A 20,045-nucleotide genomic window follows, 5' to 3' on the forward strand; every position below is an offset into this window, starting at 1 on the left:
CCACCTCGCCAACGGCCACCATGCGATGAGCACCACCACGGACGTTACCCAGCGCATCACGCTCCTGCGCGATTGGCTCGCGCATCGGCTGGCTGCAGAGCAGCTCGCGTGGATCGATGAGCAGTGCACGCGGATCGCCACGTCGCCAGCGGGCAGCGCGCTGCCGGTGGCCATCGGTCTTGCCTCGCGCCGCACCGGCAAGCAGCCGCTGATGCTTTCCGACGAAGAGCGAGCCGCTGCGGAAGCCGCGCGGCCCGGACTCGACACCTCCGCCTGGAGCGTCGAGCAGGTGGCGCGCATCCTTTTCGTGCTGGCGAGCTACGCCGGCGCCGAGGACAGCTTTGCCGCACGTCTCGGCGCGCGCGTCCGCTCCGGCGAGATCGGCGAGCAGGTCGCGCTCTACCACGGGCTGCCGCTCTACCCACAAGCCGTGTCCGTCCTCGCAACGGCGGCCGAAGGCATCCGCTCCGCCGTGCAGCCCATCTACGAAGCCGTCGCCCACCGCAGCCCGTACCCGTCCGAGCAGTTCAGCGAGGCGATGTGGAACCAGATGGTGGTGAAGGCGCTGTTCATCGGGTCCACGCTCGCCCCGATCCAAAAGCTCGACGAGCGGCGCAACGCCGACCTCGCTCGCATGCTCGTCGACTACGCGCACGAGCGTTGGGCGGCGGGACGCACCGTTAGCGCCGAGCTGTGGCGCTGCGTCGGCCCATTCGGCGACAGATACATGGACGACCTGCTGCGCGTGTTCGAGTCCCCTTCGAATGTCGAACGCCAATCCGCGGCGCTGGCATTGTCCGAATGCCCCGACCCGGACGCCCTCGTCGTTCTCGAATCCGATCCAGCCCTCTGGCGGAACATCCGCAACGGCCGCCTCGACTGGCACACCCTCAAACAAGCTTGAATGCACGGAGCACAGCGATGCCCTACATCGACCCGCACACGCACATGATCTCGCGCACCACCGACGACTACGAGGCGATGGCCGCCGCCGGTATCGTCGCGGTCATCGAGCCGGCCTTCTGGATCGGCCAGGCACGCACCAACGTCGGCAGCTATCGCGACTATCTCTCCCACATTCTCGGCTTCGAGCGCTTCCGCGCCAGCCAGTTCGGCATCCAGCACTACTGCTGCATCGGGCTGAACTCGAAGGAAGCCAACAACGAGGCCCTCGCCGAGGACGTGATGCAGATCCTGCCCGAGTTTGCCTCCAAGGAAGGCGTCGTCGCCATCGGCGAGATCGGCTTCGACGAGCAGACGGCTCTGGAAGAGAAGTACTTCCGCTTGCAGCTCGACCTCGCCCGCGAGATGGATCTGCCCGTGATGATCCACACCCCGCATCGCGACAAGAAGCGCGGCGCGTCGCGGTCGATGGACATCATCATGGAGCACAGGCTTGCTCCGCAACGCGTCGTCATCGATCACGTCAATGAGGAGACGGTGCGCGAGGTAAAGGAGCGCGGCTTCTGGGCGGCATTCTCGATTTACCCGCACTCGAAGATGACGGCACCGCGCATGTGCGAGATCGTTCGGCAGTACGGCGCCGGACAGCTGATCGTCGACTCCGCCTGCGACTGGGGCATCTCCGATCCGCTGTCGGTGCCGAAGACGGCGATGCTGCTCGCCGAGCAGAGCATCTCCGACAACGATGTGCACCGTGTGACATATGCCAACGCACTGACGGCCTACGGGCAGAGCGGACAGATGCGCGAGGCGGACTGGGCAACCGCGGCGATCGACCAAAGGGCACGCTATGACGGCAACACCGTTCTGCGTGGCGGCCAAGATCCGCGCGTCGAAGCCGACAACTGAGCAGGGGGCGACATTGCGACTTCCGCTTCCGCACGTCTTGTTCGCCATCGCGCTTAGCGCGGCCGGAACAGTAGCCCGTGCCGCGGATCAATGCCTGTCGAAGGCCGAGCTTATGGACGTGGCGCGCATGGGCTCGGTCATGGGACTGGGTGGAGCGCTGAAGCGGTGCGGCAACTGCCTCGGCGAGCGTTACCAGAAGACCGTCGACAGCTACGAAGAAAGCGGGATGCTCGTCGAGTTCCGCCGCGCCGAAGTGGCGGTGCAAAGCAGCCAATCGAAGTTCGAGTACGCCGACGAGCTCGTGCGGGTCGCCGCCCGCAAGTTTGCGTCCGATATGAGCGCGGACTGCACCGCCTGCGAGAGAACGGCCGACACGGTCGGCACCCTCGCCTCCGCCGATATGCGATCCAAGCTTTACGACGCGGAAGCCGCGAAGATCACCCAGATGCCGGCATACAAGAGTTGCCCGTAGGCGCGCCTACTGGACGGTGACCTTGCGGCCCCGTATTGAACCGCGCCGCGCAGGACTAGACGTCGTGCTTGGCGTTGGGTGCCTGCTGCAGCGAGCCGAACACCGTGCCACTCCACCGTTCCACCTTCTCGGGCAGGAACATGAAGCTGTGCAGCTTGAACACCAGGCCGTCACGGATGACGGTGTGCTCGCCGGTGTAGATCGCGTCGGCCGGCGTGTAGTACGCGCAAGAGAACTTGCCCAGGCTCTTGTTCACCGCGTTGGCGGCCATCTCCTCATTCTCCCCGCCGGCCTGAGCGACGAGGAAGTTCAGAGAGTCGTCCTTGGCGTTGCAGAAGAAGCCGCGAACGCGCTCCGGCATGGCGGAGGTCTCGGCCTGCGAGGCGACGCTGCCGGCAATAGCGCCGAGGCCGCAGAGTGCGAGGGCCAAAATGCCGAGGTTGATCCGGGGATCGCGGGTACCGGCAGCTAGCCGCCGCGCGAGGTTCGCAAGAGCAAATGAGCCAAACACAGTCACCTCCGAGGTAACTAGCGCACTGGCCTGCTGACTTGGGCCAGCGCGGGAAGTGTAGGTGGATTTTGCCACCTCCGCCTGTGCTTTTTGCCACAGGTGGCAATTTCTCGTGGATGCTGTGCTCTGTACATCGGGTGGCGCCACGGATGGACCGCGGTGCTGAGCGCCGGAGGCCGCCGCTCGGCCTCCGGCTAATGGATGTGGTTACCGGTTAGTAGATGAGCTTCAGGAGCTCCTGGCCGGCAGGCGAGCTCAGCTCCTTCTCGTCGATCGTACCGTCATCGTCCGGGTTGGCGGCCTTGAACTTCGCCGCGACGACAGCGTCGTACTCTTTCTCGTCCAACGTGCCGTCGTTGTCCGGGTCGGCAGCCTTGATCGCGGCCTCGTCGAGGATGCCGGTCAATTCCTTGGCATCGAGCGTGCCGTCGTTGTCGGGGTTCAGCGCGGCAAACTTCTTCTTCGCCCCTGCCTGAGCCTCGGCGAGATCGATCGTGCCGTCGTTATCCGGGTCGAGTGCCTTGAGGGCCGCGGCTGTGTCCGCGATGGCAACCGGAGCCGCCAACGCGAGCAGAACGCCACCGACAATGAGTGTGCGTGCAAATTTCATTTGAGGTCCTCCATAAGAGTCGAGTGCGGCGAGCTTTGCACGCCCGTTTACCAAGGAAGATGTGGCAGAACGTACCGGGAAAAAGTCCTATTCGTTTTCGGGAATCCGCATGAGCGTGATTGGCATGCGCGATCCATCCCCAAGTGCGCGCAACACAACTACTTTCTCGCCACGTGCAATGGAGAGGTCGGATGGATCAGCGGTTCGTTGTGACGGCAATGATTGGTGTCGGATGCCTATTCGGTCAGGCGTTCGCCGCCACGCCGGAGGTTCCGAAGCGCAAGGCGGGGCACTGGGAGCTCACCACAGTCTCGCCAGGCCTCGGCAAGACCGTAACCGATGTCTGCATCGGTCAGGATGACAACATTGCCATGCCGGCCGACAGCGGCGATTGCGCGCAAACGAAAGTTGCGCAGGCAGGCAGCGAGGTGATCGTCGATGTCGTCTGCAAGAAGCCGCACGGCAAGCAGACCATGAGCACCGCATTCGGCGGCGACTTCAACGCGCGCTATCATGCGATTATGAAGATGACCTTCGATCCGCCGGAAGGCGTCGCCAGCATGGGCGTCACCATCGACGGCAAATACATCGGCCCCGATTGCCCCCGCTAGGCGCGAGGCTCACGAGCTCGGCTTGTTGGTGCTGGCCGGCAGGTGCTGGATGGCGATGCGCATCAGCTCCGGCAGCGTGCGAACGCCGAGCTTCGCCTTGAGCTGCGCGCAGGTATTGACCACCGTCTTGTAGCTGACGTGTAGCTCGTCGGCGATCGAGATGTAGGGCCTGCCCTCGGCGATCAACGACAACGTCTGCAGCTCGCGCAGCGTCATGCGGCTCAAGGGATTGCGATCGCCGCGCGCCTCCATAAACGCAATCTGCGAAGCAAGCTCGTGGTTCAGATAAGGCTGCCCGTCGCGCACGCGGCGAAAGGCCTTCGCAAACTCCTCAGGCGAGGTGTCCTTCAACAGATACCCGTTGGCACCAACCTCCAGCGCGCGACTGACGATCATGCGATCGGAGTGCATGCTGAGGACGAGGATGGGCGTCTTCTCGTCGTATACGCGGAGGCGGCGAATGAACGACAGCCCGCCCAGCGCGCCGGACGGCATCGACAGGTCGACGATGATGATATCGGGGTGCTTCTGCCTATAGATGCGGAAGCCCTCCGATAGCGTCGCCGCCACGTGGACCTCCTCGACACCCATGTCCTCGAGCAGCCGCTGACAACCCTGTATGACCACAGGATGGTCGTCGATGATCAGAACCTTCATCGGACCAAGTTTTCCATCGGATCTACGGGAGCTCGGCATAGGTTTGCTGACGTCACCCGCTCGGCGAGCCATCGTTGCTCCGTTGTCGGCGGCCTGATGATCAGCCCGGCGCGTATTGCCGGCAATCCGGCTCGCCTCGTTCACTTCGATCTCCACGCGCGCCGCTACATCAGCGCCCTAAAGGACTGGAAAGCCTTTTGAATTGATACGCTATAACGTTAGGTCTATGTCTTTAATGCCCTTAAGCGCAAGGGAAATACTGGCAACGATGGGGTGACCTTGCGTTGCCGGAGGCGAATTCGCTAGGCCAACGGGCCATTGCCGTTCGGCAAGCGGTCCCGGAACCGCTCGCGGCGCGCGGTCAGGTGTCATTGTCCCGGGGCCACTTGGCGGCGCAAGGCATCCGTTGCTTCACCGCGGCTCAGGCCGCTGGTCCGCAGATTGTAGTACTGCTGCGTGAGGGACGCGAAGCTCTCCACGTAACGCTGCTTGCCCGGCACCTGCGATAGCGTGACGATGAGGCGGGGCGCCCGCTCCTCGATATTTTTTTCCCGAAGCATGGTCTCGAGCTGGACCGCACGATTGGCAATCATGCGCGGGTGGTCACGAAAGCGCATCGCCGCCACCTGGAGCACTGCGTGCATGTCGCTCACCCGGCCGTCGAAACGATCGAGCTCGTGGCCCGCTTCGCGACTGGCAAGCCATTGCTCCGGCAGAAGCCCGTCTGTCTGCTTCAGCCACTCGAGCTCGTGATCTGCCTGATGCGCGACTGGCACCGGCGGAGTGTGTTGAGGAGCGGCGGGCTCCCCGTCATCGCTACACGCAGCGAGCCCCGCAATGACACAGGTAAGCAGAAGCGGTCGCATCGAATGCATGAGCGTCTGCACGAATGGATTCACTCTCGTCATCTCGCACGCTGCGCCTCGTTCGCCCACCATATTTACCGAACCAAACGCTGTCATGCGATGGGCACGACATACCCAATGGTTGCCACCTGTTCCGTCGGACTCTTGGAAGTCGGCCTAAAGACGCACCCTCCCCAGGCCTCTAGCTTCCATCCTGGCTGAGCAGCACTTCGCTGGCGTAAATACCGGAGAAATCGCCGCTCAACCGTGCAGTTTGGGTTCTCCACCCGTCGGCTGCAGCTAACGAAGGCAGAGCGCTCGTTGCCGTCCGCACGCATCGCGGATCGACGGCGGCGGCCCGCATAAATCTGCCTTCACCTGGGAGCGAAACCGCGAGGGTTTGTTAATGAAAGCACACCTCAAGTCAGGCCTGCTGGCGACCGCATCGTGTGCGGCGTTGGTTGGCTTCGTTGCTGGCGCTAGCGCCAACGACAAGCTCATTGAGCTGTCGAAGAGCGACGAAAACTGGGTCATGACCGGCAAGAATTATGACTCGAACAACTACAGCCCGCTGAAGCAGATCAACAAAGACAACGTCAAGAAGCTGAAGGCCGCCTGGTCGTTCTCGACCGGATTGCTGCACGGCCACGAAGGCACGCCGCGCGTTGTCAACGGCGTGATGTACATCAACTCGTCCTTCCCCAACAACGTCTACGCCCTGGACCTCGCCAATCCCGGCAAGATCAAGTGGCAGTATAAGCCGAAGCAGGATCCGGCAGCGCGCTCCGTCGCCTGCTGCGACCTCGTCAACCGCGGCCTCGCTTACTGGCCCGGCGACGGCAAGACGCCTCCGCTGATCATCAACAACCAGCTCGACGGTCACGTCGTTGCGCTCAATGCCGACACGGGTGAGGAGTACTGGAAGCTCGAGAACTCCGACATCAAGGTCGGCTCGACGCTCACCATCGCTCCCTACGTCGTGAAGGACCTGGTGATCATCGGCTCGTCGGGCGCCGAGCTCGGCGTGCGCGGCTACACCACTGCCTACGACATCAAGACGGGCGAGCAGAAGTGGCGCAAGTATGCCACCGGTCCCGATGAGGAAGTCGGCATCGGCGACAAGTTCAACGAAGCCAACCCGCACTACGGTCAGAAGGGCCTCGGCACCGCTACCTGGGAAGGCGACGCCTGGAAGATCGGCGGCGGCACGAACTGGGGCTGGTACGCCTTCGATCCGGAAGAGAACCTGATCTACTACGGCTCGGGCAACCCCTCGCCGTGGAACGAGACGATGCGTCCGGGCGACAACAAGTGGACCATGACCATCATGGGCCGCGATGCCGACACGGGCGAGCTGCGCTTCGGCTACCAGAAGACGCCCCACGACGAGTGGGACTACGCTGGCGTCAACGTGATGATGCTGTCCACGCAGAAGGACAAGTCGGGCAAGATGCGCAAGCTTCTTACCCATCCTGACCGCAACGGCATCGTCTACACCCTCGACCGCACCAACGGCGATCTGATCTCCGCCGACAAGATCGACGACACGGTCAATGTGTGGACCCACGTCGACCTGAAGACGGGCATCCCCGTTCGCGACCCGGAATACGGCACGCGGATGGATCACAAGGCGACGAACGTGTGCCCCTCGGCCATGGGCTACCATGACCAGGCTCACGACAGCTACGATCCGAACCGTCAGCTCTTCTATCTCGCGATCAACCACATCTGCATGGACTGGGAGCCCTTCATGCTTCCCTACCGTGCCGGCCAGTTCTTCGTTGGCGCCACGCTGTGGATGTATCCGGGCCCGAAGGGTGACCGTCAGAACTACCTCGGCCTCGGCCAGGTGAAGGCCTACAACGCCATCACCGGGAAGTATAAGTGGGAAGTCATGGAGCGCTTTGCCGCTTGGGGTGGCACGCTGGCGACCGCCGGAGACCTGGTCTTCTACGGAACGCTGGACGGCTATCTCAAGGCTCGCGACAGCGACACCGGCAAGTTGCTCTGGAAGTTCAAGATGCCGTCGGGCGCCATCGGCTACCCGATGACCTACACCCACAAGGGCACGCAGTACGTCGCCATCTACTACGGCGTCGGCGGCTGGCCCGCGGTTGGCCTGGTGTTCGACCTGAACGATCCGACTGCCGGTCTCGGCGCGGTCGGCGCGTTCAAGAACCTCGCCAACTGGACCCAGATGGGTGGCGGCATGCTGGTCTTCTCGCTTGATGGCAAGGGACCGTACGACGACGTGATGCTCGACGAGTATCCGCCGGAGCTGCCGAAGCTCTGATCTTGAGATGTTCGCTCCCGCCAGGCCTTACCGGGTCTGGCGGGGGTGGGCGCTCCAGCGACCGAACCGTCTCCTCCTCCAACGGAAACGCGCTGCTTCCCAAGCCTTCATCGGCGGCCGGAGGGTCAGCTTCAGAGAATGCAAAGCGTCAAACATGAACATGAGTTTCAGAAGTGATCAGGCGGCGGGGGTTCTACTCTCGACCGCAGTCGTCCTCGCCACGCTCGCCGGCGCCGCTCGCGCAGCAGAGGAAAAGGCTCCCGAGCCGGCCGACCCGTCGGTGCTGCGCATCTGCGCCTCGGAAGTCGAACAGCCCTATTCGAGCCGCAACGGCGAAGGCTTCGAGAATAAGATCGCCAAGGTTCTGGCCACGGCCATGGACCGCAAGGCGAAGTTCGTCTGGACCGACAAACCCGCGATCTATCTCGTCCGCGATCAGCTCGACAAGAAGAGCTGCGATGTCGTCATCGGTCTCGATACCGGCGACCCGCGCGTACTGACGTCGAAGCCGTACTATCGCGCACCGTACGTATTTGTCCTGCCGAAGGACTCCAAGCTCGACATCACGAGCTGGGATAGCGAAGACCTCAAGAAGGCCGAGCGCATCGGTATGGCCCAGGACAGCCCGGCGCAGGTGATGCTCGAGAAGCTCGGGCTCTTCAATCGCAACTTCAACTACATGAAGTCGCTGATCGGCTTTAAGAGCAAGCGCAACCAATATGTGCGCGTGCCGCCTGAGCGGCTCGTCGGTGACGTCGCCGACGGCAAGGCTGAAGTGGCCGTCGGCTTTGCGCCGGAAGTCGCCCGCTATGCCAAGGCCCGCAGTGACGCGCTCAAGCTGGTTGTCATTCCAGACAACGCCACACGCGCCGATGGCCAGCACCTGCCATTCCACTTCGACCAGTCGTTCGCCGTCCGCAAAGACGACGCGCAGCTGCTTGCCGACATCAATACCGCGCTGGAGAAGGTGCGGCCGGAAATCGAGAGCATCCTGAAGGAAGAAGGCATTCCTCTGGACGAACTCAAGAAGACCCCAGAGGGACGCCAAGGATGATGAAGTTCACTAAGTGGATTGTTGCGAGCGCGGCCGTTGCACTTATCCCGCTCGCAGCGGTGGCGCTCGAGCCGTTCCGGCACACGATCACCGGCGACGTGCTCGACATTGAGACTGCTCCGAAAGAAGGGCGGGACGTTGAGGCCGTAAAGAAGTTTCTCGAGACGGGCGTCAATCCGTTCAACGAGATGAAGGAGTGCCTGCCGCGCGGCGAGTACATCTACCTTTCCTCGTGCTCGGGCTGTCATGGTCACGTCGCCGAGGGCAAGGTCGGTCCAGGCCTCAATGACAACTATTGGACCTATCCCAAGAACAAGACCGACAAGGGCCTGTTCGAGACCATCTTCGGCGGCGGGCAGGGGATGATGGGTCCGCACAATGACCTGCAGCTCAATGAGCTGCTCTTGGTCATGGCGTGGATCCGTCATGTCTACACCGGCCCCGTCGAAACCGCGAAGTGGCTGACCCCGGAGCAGAAGAAAAACTTCACGCCCTACAAGCTGCCCGAGGGCAGCGATCACGGCACGATCGATCAAGCGAAAGTGGCCCCGGATGCCTTGTGCGGTCCGATGGCCAAATGACGAAATGTTCGCTTCCGGAGGGGCGCGAGCAAAGAAGGCGGACATACCGCCGGAATTAAGAAGTGAACGAAGCCAGGAGGAAATTAAGTCATGAAGAAGTTGCTATTCGTTGGCACGGCCGCTGCCGCTGCTCTCATCGCCGCCACGTCGGCCTTCGCCTACGACGGCACCAAGTGCAAGGCCCCGGGCAACTGCTGGGAGCCGAAGCCCGGCTTCCCGGACAAGGTCGCCGGCTCCAAGTACGACCCCAAGCATGATCCGGCCGAGCTGGCCAAGGGTTCCAACTCGATCAAGGAAATGGAAGCCCGCAACGCCAAGCGCACGGCCAACTTCGTCAAGACCGGCAAGTGGGTCTACGACGTGGACGAGATCCCGAACTAAGCGGGCGGCGAAATTCCTCGGAGCAGTGCCACGCTAGAGCTGCTTCCTCCCGAGGAACCGGGGTGCGGCTGCCGCCGCACCCCACACCGTTTTTGAATCTTCGATGCATTCGGAATCCGGCGCATACCCGCCGGGTGTCGCACAGGAGTCCTCCTTGTCCCGCGAAACTGTGCAGGCGGTCAGGGACTTGCAGGGCATCGATCTTGCGGGTTGGCATAAGCGTGCCCTCGCTTTCGAAGGCGAGCTGAACAAAGTCGTCATTGGCCAGCAGCGCGTTCTGCGGCTTCTGACCATCGCTATTTTCGCCCGTGGCCATGTGCTGCTCGAGGGCGATGTCGGCGTCGGCAAGACGACGCTGTTGCGCGCCGCAGCCCGCGGTCTCGGCGGCGACTATGAACGGGTCGAGGGCACCATCGATCTGATGCCCGCCGACATGATCTATCACACCTTTATCGGCGAGGACGGCCGGCCGCGCGTCGAGCCAGGCCCCGTCATCCGCTACGGCAGCGAGCTCACCGTCTTCTTCTTCAACGAGATCAATCGCGCCCGCCCGCAGGTGCATTCGCTGTTGCTGCGGCTCATGGCAGAGCGCAGCATCAGCGCCTTCAATCGCGAGTACCACTTCCCCTATCTCCTCGTGTTTGCCGACCGCAATCGCATTGAGCGCGAGGAGACGTTCGAGCTGCCCGCAGCAGCGCGCGACCGCTTTCTGATGGAGATCGCCATCGCGACACCGGCGGATACGGAAATCCGCCGGCAGCTCGCCTTCAATCCTCGCTTCCACGACAGCGACCGTCTGATCGCCGCGGTCCCGGAGTCGATCCTCGATCACCGCGAGCTACCCGCCGTCGCCGCCGCGATCCAAACCCGCGTCGAGACCAGCCCCGACCTCGAGCGCTACACCCTCGACCTTTGGCAGGCCGTACGCGATCCGGCAGCCGCCGGCATAGACATCCAGAATGTCGACATGCAGCGCCTGATCAACGGCGGCGCCAGCCCGCGCGGCATGAGCTTCCTGATGCGCGCCGCCCGCGTCGCCGCCTGGCTCGACCAGCGCAGCATGGTCGTGCCCGAGGACCTGCGCGCGGTGTTCTACGAGACGATGGCGCACCGCATCTTCTTCGATCCCATCTACGAGCTACGGCGCGAGCCGATCGTTCGGGAGCTCGTTCGCCAGCTCTTCGAACGCGTGCCTGCCCCATGAGCAACGAAGCGCCCACGGACCTGCCGTATCGCCTGCCGTGGCGCAGCGCCGACGTGCGCATCGGCGCGCATCGCGGCAAGCACGAGGGTGCCGGCGGGCTCTTCCGCGACGCCGTGCCATTGCTGCGCAACCCCGACCCGCGCCGCCTGGACCTACGTGTCAGCGCCCGCGATCCGTTCGAAGGGTTGCATGTCCGCCGCTTCGAGCAGAAAACGTCCGTAGCCGTCTACACGCTGGTCGATGTCTCGGCGTCGATGGGTTTCCGCGGCAGCACCGACAAGATGCGCCTCGCCGCCGACCTTTGTTCCGCGCTCGCGGCGTCGGTGCGGCGCGCGGGCGATGCATTCGGCCTTATCGGCTGCGACGAGACCGTGCAACCGGAGTTGCGGTTTCTCGCCACCCGGGCGCGCGGCAGCGAGATCGAGATGCTGCGCCGCCTGAGCACCTTCGTGCCGACCGGGCGTAGCGCGCGCGGGCTGATCGACGCCGCGGCGCTGATTGGCGGGCGCCGCAAGCTCGTGTTCCTCGTCTCGGACTTCTACATGCCGCGCGAGGACATCGAGGATATCTTCGCCGCGCTGGCGCATCACGACGTCCTGCCCATCGTGCTGTCGGACAGTCTCGAAATCGAAAAGCTACCTCGGTGGGGGATTCTTTCTCTCACCGATTTAGAGATCGGCCGGCGGCGCCTGGTCGTCATGCGCCCGCGTCTGCGGGAGGCATGGCAAAGGAGGAGTGGGCGCCGCCGCGCCGAGCTAAAGGCGATTGCCGCACGTTTTGGCCGCCAGCCGTTCGAGATCCGCGACCGCATCGATTGGGACAAGCTCGGCGCCTATCTCGTCGGTGATGCAGCATGACGCCGCGGCTCATGGCGCTCGCGGCCGCACTCATCCTCGCGGCCGGCGGTGCCTTTGCCGGGGCGCCGGTTCTGACGTTGAGCGATACGCGGCCGTTCGGGTACTTCCTCGGAGATGCCGTTCAGCGCGAGGTCACGCTGCGCGTCGGGCCAGGCGATGTGCTCGACACGGCATCCCTACCCCGCCCAGGCCCACTCAACTACTGGCTCGAGCTCAGCCATGCCGACCTCACCAGCAGCGCCGAGGGTGACGACACAATCTATCGCCTGGCGCTCACCTATCAGACGTTCTACGCCCCGCTCGATACGCGCCGCCTGACAATCCCGGCGTTCAAAATCAAGGTTTCCGGCACCACGGATGCGGAAATCACCGTGCCCGAGTTCGGATTTGTCACTTCGCCAATACGCCAGCTGTTCGCCGACAAGGGCCAATCGTCGGATACCGCAACGAAGTTGCGCCCGGATGGAACCGCTCCGCGCATTGCCACCGGCGCCGTACGCACCGCGATGCTCGCGTCCGGCGTGACGGCGCTGGTTGCGCTTGCCGGCCTGGCATGGCTCAACGCCTGGTGGCCCTTCCATCGGCGCCCGGCGCGACCCTTTACCGAGGCGGCGCGGTTCCTGAGGTCGAACGTCAGGCGCCTCGATGGCGCTACCGGCTATCGCGTCGCGCTCTTGAAGTTGCACCGCGCCTTCGATATCGCCGCGGGCCGGCGGGTCCTCTCTGATGACGTGGGTGCCTTCCTCGGCCAGCACCCGGAATTCGCGCCGTTCCGCGCCGACGTCGAGCGCATGTTTGCCTCCTCCCGCCAAGCGTTCTTCGCCAACGAGGTCGATCAGGCGCGCGAGACGATGCCTCTGTCGGCGCTTTCGAAGCTCGGAGACCACCTCGGCGCCGCCGAACGGAGCGCGGCATGAACCTCGCCCTCGACACGCCGATGGTGCTGGTTTTGCTGCCGTTGGCACTGCTGCCCCTCATTTTTGCGGTGCAGAGGTCGCAGGGCTATCCCTCGCTCACCGCCATCGAGCGCGATCCACTCTCGCGCGCTGTCGATGTGGGCTTGCACCTTCTTGGCGCGGTCGCCATTGGGGCGCTCATCGCGGCGATCGGCGGCGTGCATCTCAGGGGCCAGACCATCGAGCGCGTGGGCGAAGGCGCCCACGTCGTGCTGCTGCTCGACCGCTCGCGCAGCATGGACGACACGTTCGCCGGCCGTCCCCCGGGCGACGGCGAAGCCTCCAAATCGGCGGCCGCCCGCCGGCTGCTGCGCGACTTCATAGAGCGCCGGCCGCACGACCGGTTCGGAGTCACCGCCTTCTCGACCTTGCCGATGTACGTGCTGCCGATCACCAGCCACAAGGACGCGGTGCTCGCCGCCGTCGAGGCCATCACGCGCCCGGGCCTCGCCTATACCAACGTCGGCCTCGGCTTGAGTCTGGCGTTGTCCATGCACGAGCAGGACCCGACGGCCGCGTCGCGCGCGATCCTGCTCGTGTCCGATGGCGCGGCGGTCATCGACCGGCGCGTGCAGGAGCGGCTACGGGCGCAGATTGCGAAGCGCCCGGTCAATCTCTACTGGCTCTATCTACGCACGGCCGGCGCACCCGGCATCTTCGACAAACCTGCGCCCGACGTTCCCGACACGCCGCAGGCGCTGCCCGAGCGCCATCTCAATCTCTTCTTTCACACACTTAAGGTGCCCTACCGCGCTTTCGAGGCCGAGAACCCGAAGGCGGTGGCGGACGCCATTGCCGAGATCGACAAGCTCGAGCGCAACCCCATCCGCTACCAGGAACGGATACCTGAGAAGGATCTCTCCTGGCTCGCGTACGCGATCGCCGCCGCGGCGCTGACTTTGCTGCTCCTCGCCAAGCTGGCTGAGGTTCGTCTCGAGGCCGGTGGCGCGGGCGCCCCGGCTGCCGCTCCCGCAGCAAGGCCGGTGGCGCGCGCGACAACCCCGGTGCGGGAGGCGGCATGAACGTGCTCACGCAACGTCTGCGTTCCGGCGGCTTTCTCGGCATCAATATGAAGCAGCTCGCTCTGCGCGCCGTGCTTGTGATCGCTCTCGACGTCCTCGCCGCGTCGACCTGGCAGTTTGCCGTCAAGCAGCGGGCCAATGCCGCGATCGACCGGCTGCGGGCGGGCTCCGAGGTCGAGATCGACGCCGCCGAGGCGCCGCCGGAAGTGCTCGATGCGCGCGCCGCGTTCCTTCTGAGGCGCAATCGTATCGACGAGGCGCAGCCGCTTCTCGACCAGGCGCTGCTTCGCGCCGATGCGCCGATCCAGATGCGCATGCTGTTCAACATGGCCAATGCGCGCATGCGTGCCGCTGTCGCTGCCATCGGCAAGGGCGACTACGACAAGGCGATACCCCTGGTCACGTTGGCCAAGTCCGAATACCGGAGCGCGTTGCGCCTCGACTCCACCTACTGGGACGCCAAATACAATCTCGACATCGCCATGCGCCTCGTCCGCGACCTGCCGCAAGCCGTCGGTGAGGACGAAGAAAAGCCGCTGCAGACGCCGGAGAAGCTGTGGACCGATCTCCCCGGCGTCCCAAAGGGGCTGCCATGAGTTGGGCTTCGCTTCGTGATCCGCGCACCTTGTTCATCGCTGGCGCCCTGGCGCTCGCGCTGCTGGCGCTGGTGGTGCCGCGCGTCTTGTTGAACCGCGACGCCTACGACGTTGTGGCGGTCATCGACATCACCACGAGCATGAACACGCGCGATGCGACGAGCAACGGCGAGACGACGAGCCGCCTTGCCGCGGCGAAGGCATCGCTGCGCGAGCTTCTGGCTAAGCTGCCGTGCGGCTCGCGGCTCGGGCTCGGCATCTTCACCGAACGCAGCTCGTTTCTGCTCTTCAATCCGGTCGAGGTCTGCGACAACTTCTCTCCCATCGACGAAGCCATCAATATGCTCGACTGGCGCATGGCCTGGGAGGGCGACAGCTACATATCCAAGGGGCTGTACAGCGCGATCGACATCGCCAAGAGCCTTAAGTCGGATCTGATCTTCTACACCGACGGGCACGAGATGCCGCCGCTGCCGTTTAGCGGCATTCCGGCCTTCGAGGGCAAGCCGGGCGACGTCGGTGGCCTCATCGTCGGCGTCGGCAGCCTGAAACCCACGCCGCTTCTCAAATACGACGAAGCGGGCCGCGAGGTCGGAACTTACGCCGCGCAGGAGGTGCCGCAGGAAAACCGCTCCGGCCCACCGCCGCCCGACGCCGCCTCCCGTCCCGGTTACCATCCTAAGTGGGCGCCCTTCGGCAACGCCGTGGTCAATACAAAGCAGCACATGGCGTTCGTGCGCGAGCCGCACCTGAAGCAGCTGGCTGTCATGACGGGGCTTTCCTACGCGTGGCTCGGCGCTTCGAGCGACCTCACCGGTCCGCTCGCCGCGGCCGCGCACCCGCGCACCCTACAAGTGGCGACCGACGTCCGCGCTGCACCCGGCTCGCTCGCAATCGTTCTGCTAGCAATCCTCTACGGCCTTGCGGCGCTGGCGGTCTTTACCGCGCGCACGCCGCGGGCCACTGCCAATTCAGCTTGATATGAAGGAGCATGACTAGATGTCGACGATACGTTTCCTGCTGGCCGGCCTCACTTTCGCGGCGATGAGCCTCGGCGCCCACGCACACGGCCCGACGCCGCAAAAGGTCGAGGAAAAGATCGAGATCGCCGCACCGCCGGAGAAGGTGTGGGGCATCATCAAGGACTTCGCCAAGGTGAGCGACTGGAACCCGGCCGTCACCAAGAGCGAGGGCACGGGCGGCAACGAGAACGGCGCCGCGCGCACGATCACGCTCAAGACCGGAGAGCTACAGGAAGGCCTCGACTACTACAGCGAAAAGGAGATGACCTATCTCTACCGGCTGTCGAAGGAGAAGGTCGATGTCCTTCCCGTCAGCTCCTACACGGCCGAGATCACCGTTAAGCCGGGTACAAGCGGCGGCAGTCTCGTCACCTGGATGGCGCGCCTCTACCGCGCCGATACCGGCAACGAGCCCGCTCCCGACAGGAACGACGCCGCCGCCGTCAAGGCAATGAAGGCCTATCTCACCGAAGGGCTGCAGGGATTGAAGGCCAAGGCAGAGGCCAAGTAGGCCATGCTGGTTCGGGGCGTCATCATCGCGTTGGCGGCCTCGCTCCTAGCGACGCCGTCTCCGGCGGCCGATGACGCGGCCCTCATTTTTGTGGCCAACCAGGACGCGGCGACGATCAGCGTCATCGACACCGCGTCCGATGCTGTCGTCGCCACCATTCCCGTTGCCTTCGCACCGGCCAGCATAGCCGTCGGGCGCGATGGAAGGATGCTCTATGTCACCCACCCGGAACGCGGCGAGATCACCGTCGTCGACGCCGGGACGCGCCAGGTAGCGCGAACTCTGAAAGTAGGCGGCACGCCGTTCGGTATTGCCGTCGGCCAAGACGAGACGCTTTTCGTCAGCGACTGGCACGCCAACTCGGTCATTGCCGTCGACGCCCAATCCGGCAACCAATTGCGGCGAGTGGCGGTCGGCCGCGCGCCGGCCGGGATCGTCACCAGCCCACGCGGCGCGCTTGTCTTCGTCGCCAACCGGGAAAGCGATTCTATTTCCATACTCAGTGCGACGACGCTGGCTGTGGTCGCCACGCTGCCCGTGGGGCGGGCGCCCTTCGCACTTACCGTCTCGCCCGACGCCACCCGGGTGTACGTCGCCAATGTGCAGAGCGCGACCCTGTCCGTCATCAGCACCGAGACGCTGCGGCCGGTACAGACGGTGTCGGTTGGCCACATGCCATACGGCGTGGCGGCTAGCATCAAGGGGGATCGGCTCTTCGTCGCCAACCAGAGCACCGGGTCCGTGTCGGTGCTCGACAGCCGCGACATGCGTGTGCTCGCGAACGAAAAGGTCGGCCGCTTTCCTGAGGGCATCGTCGTCGAGCCGCGCGGGGCCAAAGCCTATGTCGCCAACTGGTTCTCTGGCGATGTCTCCGTGCTCGACGTCATCAGCGGGCGTGAGTTGAAGCGCATCCCCACCGGCAGCGGCTCGCGCGCCCTTGCAGTCGCCGCACCCAGGCCGACGCAAGCATCGAAGGCGCCAGACGCATCGGTAGAACAGCAGCCGTGAGAAACTGGGCGCCTAGGCATGTGTCGCTGCCGCTGGCCGCCTCGATCCTTTGGCTGTGTCTGGGCCCGGCCTCGGGCCAGCAGCCGTGCACCGAGGATGCGATCCTCGTTTTCGACGCGTCGAAGTCGATGGCGGCCTCGGCCGACGACAACACGGGCCTGCGGCGCATCGATGCCGTCCGTTCGGCGCTCGCGCGCATCCTACCGCGGGTCGCGCCCAAGCGGCGGCTCGGTCTCATCACCTACGGTCCGGGGTCGCGGCCAGCATGCGTTAACGTCGCCCTCGAGCTGCGCCCGACGATCAATGCGGCGGCGGCGATCATGGCGCGCGTCGACCGCCTGAGACCTGACGGGCGCACGCCGCTCACGCGCGCCGTTCAACGCGCGGCCGATGTCCTCGACCTTCGCAACCAGCCGGGGACTATTGTGCTCCTCACCGACGGCGAGGAGACCTGCGGCGGCAATTCATGCCAGCTCGCGAGCCAGCTCAAAGCCGTGGGTGTGCGCACGACCGTGCACGTGATCAGCTATCACATCGCCAGCGCCATCGGCTCGGAGGGCGTGTTCGCCTCGCGCTGCCTCGCCGACGAGACAGGCGGCATCTATGCCGCCACGAACACGGCGGACGAGGTCGCGGCAGCGCTCGAGACGGCGTTTGCCTGCCCGCTCATCAGCCAGTCGACGATCCCCAGGCTGAGCCGAGCATTCCCTTAAGAGCCGGCGAGCGACTTGCCGGCGAACTTCGCGCCGTTGCTGTCGGTGGCGCGAACCTCCAGTGCGTCGCCGGAGCTTCCGTCGTAGTTGAAGCGTATGTTGGGGTCCTCGGAGATGGAGATGCCGCCTTCCATGCGCAGGACCAGGCTGCCGGCGCGCGTCACCTCGACGAGGTTGACGAAGCGGGCCGGCGTATAGCCGCGCGAAACTAGATCCATCTGCATGCCGGTGAAGTTCGGGTGGCGGATCATGACGATGCCTTCGCGCCAGCGCTCGCCCAGCGCCGGCTGCGCAATGGTCTTCACCTGCATCTTGCCGAGCATGGCTAGGGCCTCGTCGGCATCCTTGGAGGCCGGTGCGGAGCAGCCGCCTGCGCCCCTGACGAACTTCGATACCATGTGCAGCTTGCCATCGGCGGTTTCCAGAACGGCGCGGACGTAGGAGAAGCTGTCAACGCGCACACGAGTCATCAGCTTGCGCTCGCCCACCTCGGGCGAGGCGCTAAAGCCGTCGCCAAAGCGGAAGGTCGCCGCCACCGGAGCCGGGTTGCGGTCGATGATAAGGGTAATCGACTTGGCGGTGTTGGCGATGTTGGACGGCAGGTGAATGGCGATCGGCACGATCGCGGCATCTTCCGCCTGCTCCGGTGCATAGAGAGCCATCGTGCCGTCGTTCTCGGCGATGGGCCGGTTCTCAAACACGCCGGCGCGGATGTCGGGCCAAGGCTCGTCGGCGCGGACCGGCGCTACCGCCGATCCAAGGAGCACCACGCCGATGACAGCGGTCAGCGACAGCAGCGATGCGATGCGCATGGTTGAGGTCCTCCGGCAGACCATAATCTGTGCGCCGATTATAGAGTGAAGTCGCGGGAGTTTTTCCCGCGCTCCAATCACAACTTGGGCGGCTCGATCTTTAGTCCGTCGCGCAAACTGAAGGTGCCGTCGAATAGCCGCTTGTCGGGCTCGGCCTGTGACGTCACGATGTTGCGCACCGGCACGCCCAGCGCCTTGTCGATGTAGACCGTCTGCACGTTGTCGACGGCAGCACCCGCTGCCGGTATGGCGGGGGCGCCGTCCGCTTTGCCGGCGCTGCGCTTCGCCCGGTAGGCGGCGTAGGTCTTGCCCTCAAACGTCACGTCGCCGAGACATTCGAACTGTGATTCATCCTTCGGCGGCTCGACCACCGTGTCCTTCATCTGCTTGGCGATGGTGGTGGCGAACTTCTCCGGCACCTCCGCCCAGCCGGCGTTGCCCTGATTGCTCCAGGCTTTGCCGCCGACGAGGATCATCTCCATTTGCTGCGGACCTTCCGAACCCATCGACACCGTCTGGTGCATGCGATCGGGGAGCACGTAGTCGTTGCTCATCGTCAACGTGCCCTGCGGGTTGGTGATCTTCGTCTCCATGCGGAAGGCGGCGGACTTGCGCAGTTTGGTGAAAGCGTCGTTGACCTCGGACGTACAGTCGGCTCGTACCGTGGTGACGCCAAGCAAAAGAAGACAGAGTGCGAACGCGGTGCGCATGGGATGCCCGTGGATGGTTGGACCGCGCGGAAGCTCGCACACCCCACCCGAGACAGTCGTGGCAATCCCCGTGGAAAGTTTGGCAAGCGCCGCCGCCCTCGAAAACGAAGACGGTGGGGTACGACCGTTTATCGCAGTATAGGGCCTTATCTGGACCTACTCTTTGCGATGGAGCTTGCCGTCATCGGCGCCCATGGAAACGCGCACGAGATCCAACGACCTGCGCAGGCCAAGCTTCGCCTTGATCGTCCCGCACGAGTTGGAAATCGTCTTGTAGGCTCGACCGCTTTCGGCCGCGATATCGCGCACGCTCTTTCCTTGTCCGAGCTTGCGCAGAATGTCGGCTTCGCGCTCGGTCAGCTGGGGCGTCTCGAGAACTTCCGCGCTCTCCGCAAGATCGGCGGCGATCCTACTCTCGACATAGCGCGAGCTCGCCATAATCGCGCGGATTGCAGCGATGAGCTCCTCGGCCGGAGCGCTCTTGCTGACGTAGCCGCGCGCACCGAGGTTCAAAGCTCGGAGGACGTGGCCTGTCTCGCTGTGCATGCTGAACACAAGAACCCGAACGCGCTCGTTGCGCGCGAACAGGTCCTTCAGCAGCGAGAAACCGTCGCCGCTCCCGAGGTTGATGTCGAGGATGACGAGATCGACATTGTCCTTGCCGTAGGCGCGCAGCGCCGCATCCACATCCGCTGCCGTTTCCAGCTCGATACCGGGGAACGCGGACGTCAGCAGACGGGCGATGCCCTCGCGAACCACCAGATGATCGTCGACGACGAGGATCTTCACGCGAGCGCTCCATCGAGC

Annotated in this window: 24 protein-coding genes; 17 read left to right on the top strand and 7 right to left on the bottom strand. The window is 64.4% G+C overall.

From position 1 onward, the window contains the following. The first annotated feature begins 25 nt into the window (after window positions 1-25). Genes GIW81_RS05910 through GIW81_RS05920 form a run of 3 tightly spaced genes read left to right on the top strand, consistent with a single transcriptional unit; the run spans window position 26 to window position 2,284 of the window. Complete coding sequence (locus GIW81_RS05910) at window positions 26-904, top strand: EboA domain-containing protein (protein ID WP_154738365.1); 879 nt, start codon at window positions 26-28, stop codon at window positions 902-904. Between the two features lie 17 nt (window positions 905-921). Next, entirely contained in the window at window positions 922-1,812 is an 891-nt protein-coding gene (locus GIW81_RS05915; protein WP_154738366.1) for a TatD family hydrolase, read from the top strand. A 13-nt stretch (window positions 1,813-1,825) separates the two neighbouring features. Beyond that, window positions 1,826-2,284, top strand: a complete 459-nt coding sequence (locus GIW81_RS05920) for a hypothetical protein (RefSeq protein ID WP_154738367.1) — start codon at window positions 1,826-1,828, stop codon at window positions 2,282-2,284. A gap of 55 nt (window positions 2,285-2,339) precedes the next feature. Here GIW81_RS05920 and GIW81_RS05925 read toward each other — a convergent pair whose 3' ends face one another. Together GIW81_RS05925 and GIW81_RS05930 are read right to left on the bottom strand one after the other, a co-directional pair. After that, window positions 2,340-2,795, bottom strand: a complete 456-nt coding sequence (locus tag GIW81_RS05925; protein WP_154738368.1) for a hypothetical protein — start codon at window positions 2,793-2,795, stop codon at window positions 2,340-2,342. 214 nt (window positions 2,796-3,009) lie between these two features. Next, on the bottom strand, window positions 3,010-3,405 hold the full coding sequence (locus GIW81_RS05930; protein ID WP_154738369.1) for an EF-hand domain-containing protein: 396 nt from the start codon (window positions 3,403-3,405) through the stop codon (window positions 3,010-3,012). Window positions 3,406-3,596: 191 nt separating this feature from the next. Here GIW81_RS05930 and GIW81_RS05935 point away from each other — a divergent pair, with 191 nt between their 5' ends. Beyond that, window positions 3,597-4,016: a DUF3617 domain-containing protein gene (locus GIW81_RS05935; RefSeq protein WP_154738370.1), complete on the top strand. Its 420-nt coding sequence runs from the start codon at window positions 3,597-3,599 to the stop codon at window positions 4,014-4,016. 9 nt (window positions 4,017-4,025) lie between these two features. Here the strand turns inward: GIW81_RS05935 and GIW81_RS05940 are convergent, their stop codons facing one another. Further along, window positions 4,026-4,673 carry a response regulator transcription factor gene (locus tag GIW81_RS05940; protein WP_154738371.1) on the bottom strand — a complete coding sequence of 216 codons (648 nt, stop codon included), beginning with the start codon at window positions 4,671-4,673 and terminating at the stop codon, window positions 4,026-4,028. 368 nt (window positions 4,674-5,041) lie between these two features. Continuing rightward, window positions 5,042-5,560: a hypothetical protein gene (locus tag GIW81_RS05945; RefSeq protein ID WP_154738372.1), complete on the bottom strand. Its 519-nt coding sequence runs from the start codon at window positions 5,558-5,560 to the stop codon at window positions 5,042-5,044. Window positions 5,561-5,924: 364 nt separating this feature from the next. Between GIW81_RS05945 and GIW81_RS05950 the strand changes: the two genes are divergently transcribed. From GIW81_RS05950 to GIW81_RS06010, 13 genes are all read left to right on the top strand, one after another. Next, window positions 5,925-7,811, top strand: coding sequence for a methanol/ethanol family PQQ-dependent dehydrogenase (locus GIW81_RS05950; protein WP_154738373.1), 1,887 nt, complete (start codon window positions 5,925-5,927; stop codon window positions 7,809-7,811). A gap of 160 nt (window positions 7,812-7,971) precedes the next feature. After that, window positions 7,972-8,865 carry a methanol oxidation system protein MoxJ gene (moxJ, locus tag GIW81_RS05955; RefSeq protein WP_229309087.1) on the top strand — a complete coding sequence of 298 codons (894 nt, stop codon included), beginning with the start codon at window positions 7,972-7,974 and terminating at the stop codon, window positions 8,863-8,865. Then, entirely contained in the window at window positions 8,862-9,446 is a 585-nt protein-coding gene (moxG, locus tag GIW81_RS05960) for a cytochrome c(L), periplasmic (RefSeq protein WP_154738375.1), read from the top strand. Before moxJ ends, moxG begins: the two co-directional genes overlap by 4 nt. 90 nt (window positions 9,447-9,536) lie before the next feature. Further along, complete coding sequence (locus GIW81_RS05965; protein WP_154738376.1) at window positions 9,537-9,827, top strand: methanol dehydrogenase; 291 nt, start codon at window positions 9,537-9,539, stop codon at window positions 9,825-9,827. Window positions 9,828-9,981: 154 nt separating this feature from the next. Next, on the top strand, window positions 9,982-11,031 hold the full coding sequence (locus tag GIW81_RS05970; RefSeq protein WP_229309088.1) for an AAA family ATPase: 1,050 nt from the start codon (window positions 9,982-9,984) through the stop codon (window positions 11,029-11,031). Beyond that, on the top strand, window positions 11,028-11,888 hold the full coding sequence (locus tag GIW81_RS05975; protein WP_154738378.1) for a DUF58 domain-containing protein: 861 nt from the start codon (window positions 11,028-11,030) through the stop codon (window positions 11,886-11,888). Before GIW81_RS05970 ends, GIW81_RS05975 begins: the two co-directional genes overlap by 4 nt. Continuing rightward, a complete protein-coding gene (locus tag GIW81_RS05980) occupies window positions 11,885-12,805 on the top strand; it encodes a nonribosomal peptide synthetase MxaA (RefSeq protein WP_154738379.1) in 921 nt (306 codons plus the stop codon). The genes GIW81_RS05975 and GIW81_RS05980 overlap by 4 nt, the downstream gene beginning before the upstream one ends. Beyond that, complete coding sequence (locus GIW81_RS05985) at window positions 12,802-13,866, top strand: vWA domain-containing protein (protein WP_154738380.1); 1,065 nt, start codon at window positions 12,802-12,804, stop codon at window positions 13,864-13,866. The genes GIW81_RS05980 and GIW81_RS05985 overlap by 4 nt, the downstream gene beginning before the upstream one ends. Continuing rightward, window positions 13,863-14,462, top strand: coding sequence for a tetratricopeptide repeat protein (locus GIW81_RS05990; RefSeq protein ID WP_154738381.1), 600 nt, complete (start codon window positions 13,863-13,865; stop codon window positions 14,460-14,462). The genes GIW81_RS05985 and GIW81_RS05990 overlap by 4 nt, the downstream gene beginning before the upstream one ends. Further along, the gene (locus tag GIW81_RS05995; protein WP_154738382.1) at window positions 14,459-15,442 is read left to right on the top strand and encodes a vWA domain-containing protein; all 984 of its coding nucleotides are present in this window, start codon (window positions 14,459-14,461) and stop codon (window positions 15,440-15,442) included. The genes GIW81_RS05990 and GIW81_RS05995 overlap by 4 nt, the downstream gene beginning before the upstream one ends. A 19-nt stretch (window positions 15,443-15,461) precedes the next feature. Next, window positions 15,462-15,995: an SRPBCC family protein gene (locus GIW81_RS06000; RefSeq protein ID WP_154738383.1), complete on the top strand. Its 534-nt coding sequence runs from the start codon at window positions 15,462-15,464 to the stop codon at window positions 15,993-15,995. Window positions 15,996-15,998: 3 nt separating this feature from the next. Next, the gene (locus GIW81_RS06005) at window positions 15,999-17,003 is read left to right on the top strand and encodes a YVTN family beta-propeller repeat protein (RefSeq protein WP_154738384.1); all 1,005 of its coding nucleotides are present in this window, start codon (window positions 15,999-16,001) and stop codon (window positions 17,001-17,003) included. A gap of 20 nt (window positions 17,004-17,023) precedes the next feature. Beyond that, window positions 17,024-17,716 carry a vWA domain-containing protein gene (locus GIW81_RS06010; RefSeq protein ID WP_154738385.1) on the top strand — a complete coding sequence of 231 codons (693 nt, stop codon included), beginning with the start codon at window positions 17,024-17,026 and terminating at the stop codon, window positions 17,714-17,716. On the opposite strand, the gene GIW81_RS06015 is transcribed toward GIW81_RS06010, so the two are convergent. From GIW81_RS06015 to GIW81_RS19340, 3 genes are all read right to left on the bottom strand, one after another. Next, complete coding sequence (locus GIW81_RS06015; RefSeq protein ID WP_229309089.1) at window positions 17,713-18,528, bottom strand: quinoprotein dehydrogenase-associated SoxYZ-like carrier; 816 nt, start codon at window positions 18,526-18,528, stop codon at window positions 17,713-17,715. The genes GIW81_RS06010 and GIW81_RS06015 overlap by 4 nt on opposite strands. 77 nt (window positions 18,529-18,605) lie before the next feature. Then, a complete protein-coding gene (locus GIW81_RS06020; protein ID WP_154738387.1) occupies window positions 18,606-19,238 on the bottom strand; it encodes a hypothetical protein in 633 nt (210 codons plus the stop codon). A gap of 156 nt (window positions 19,239-19,394) precedes the next feature. After that, window positions 19,395-20,027 carry a response regulator transcription factor gene (locus GIW81_RS19340; RefSeq protein ID WP_324614908.1) on the bottom strand — a complete coding sequence of 211 codons (633 nt, stop codon included), beginning with the start codon at window positions 20,025-20,027 and terminating at the stop codon, window positions 19,395-19,397. Window positions 20,028-20,045 lie beyond the last annotated feature (18 nt).

Origin of the sequence: Hyphomicrobium album, assembly GCF_009708035.1 — a bacterium.
Taxonomy (GTDB): domain Bacteria; phylum Pseudomonadota; class Alphaproteobacteria; order Rhizobiales; family Hyphomicrobiaceae; genus Hyphomicrobium_A; species Hyphomicrobium_A album.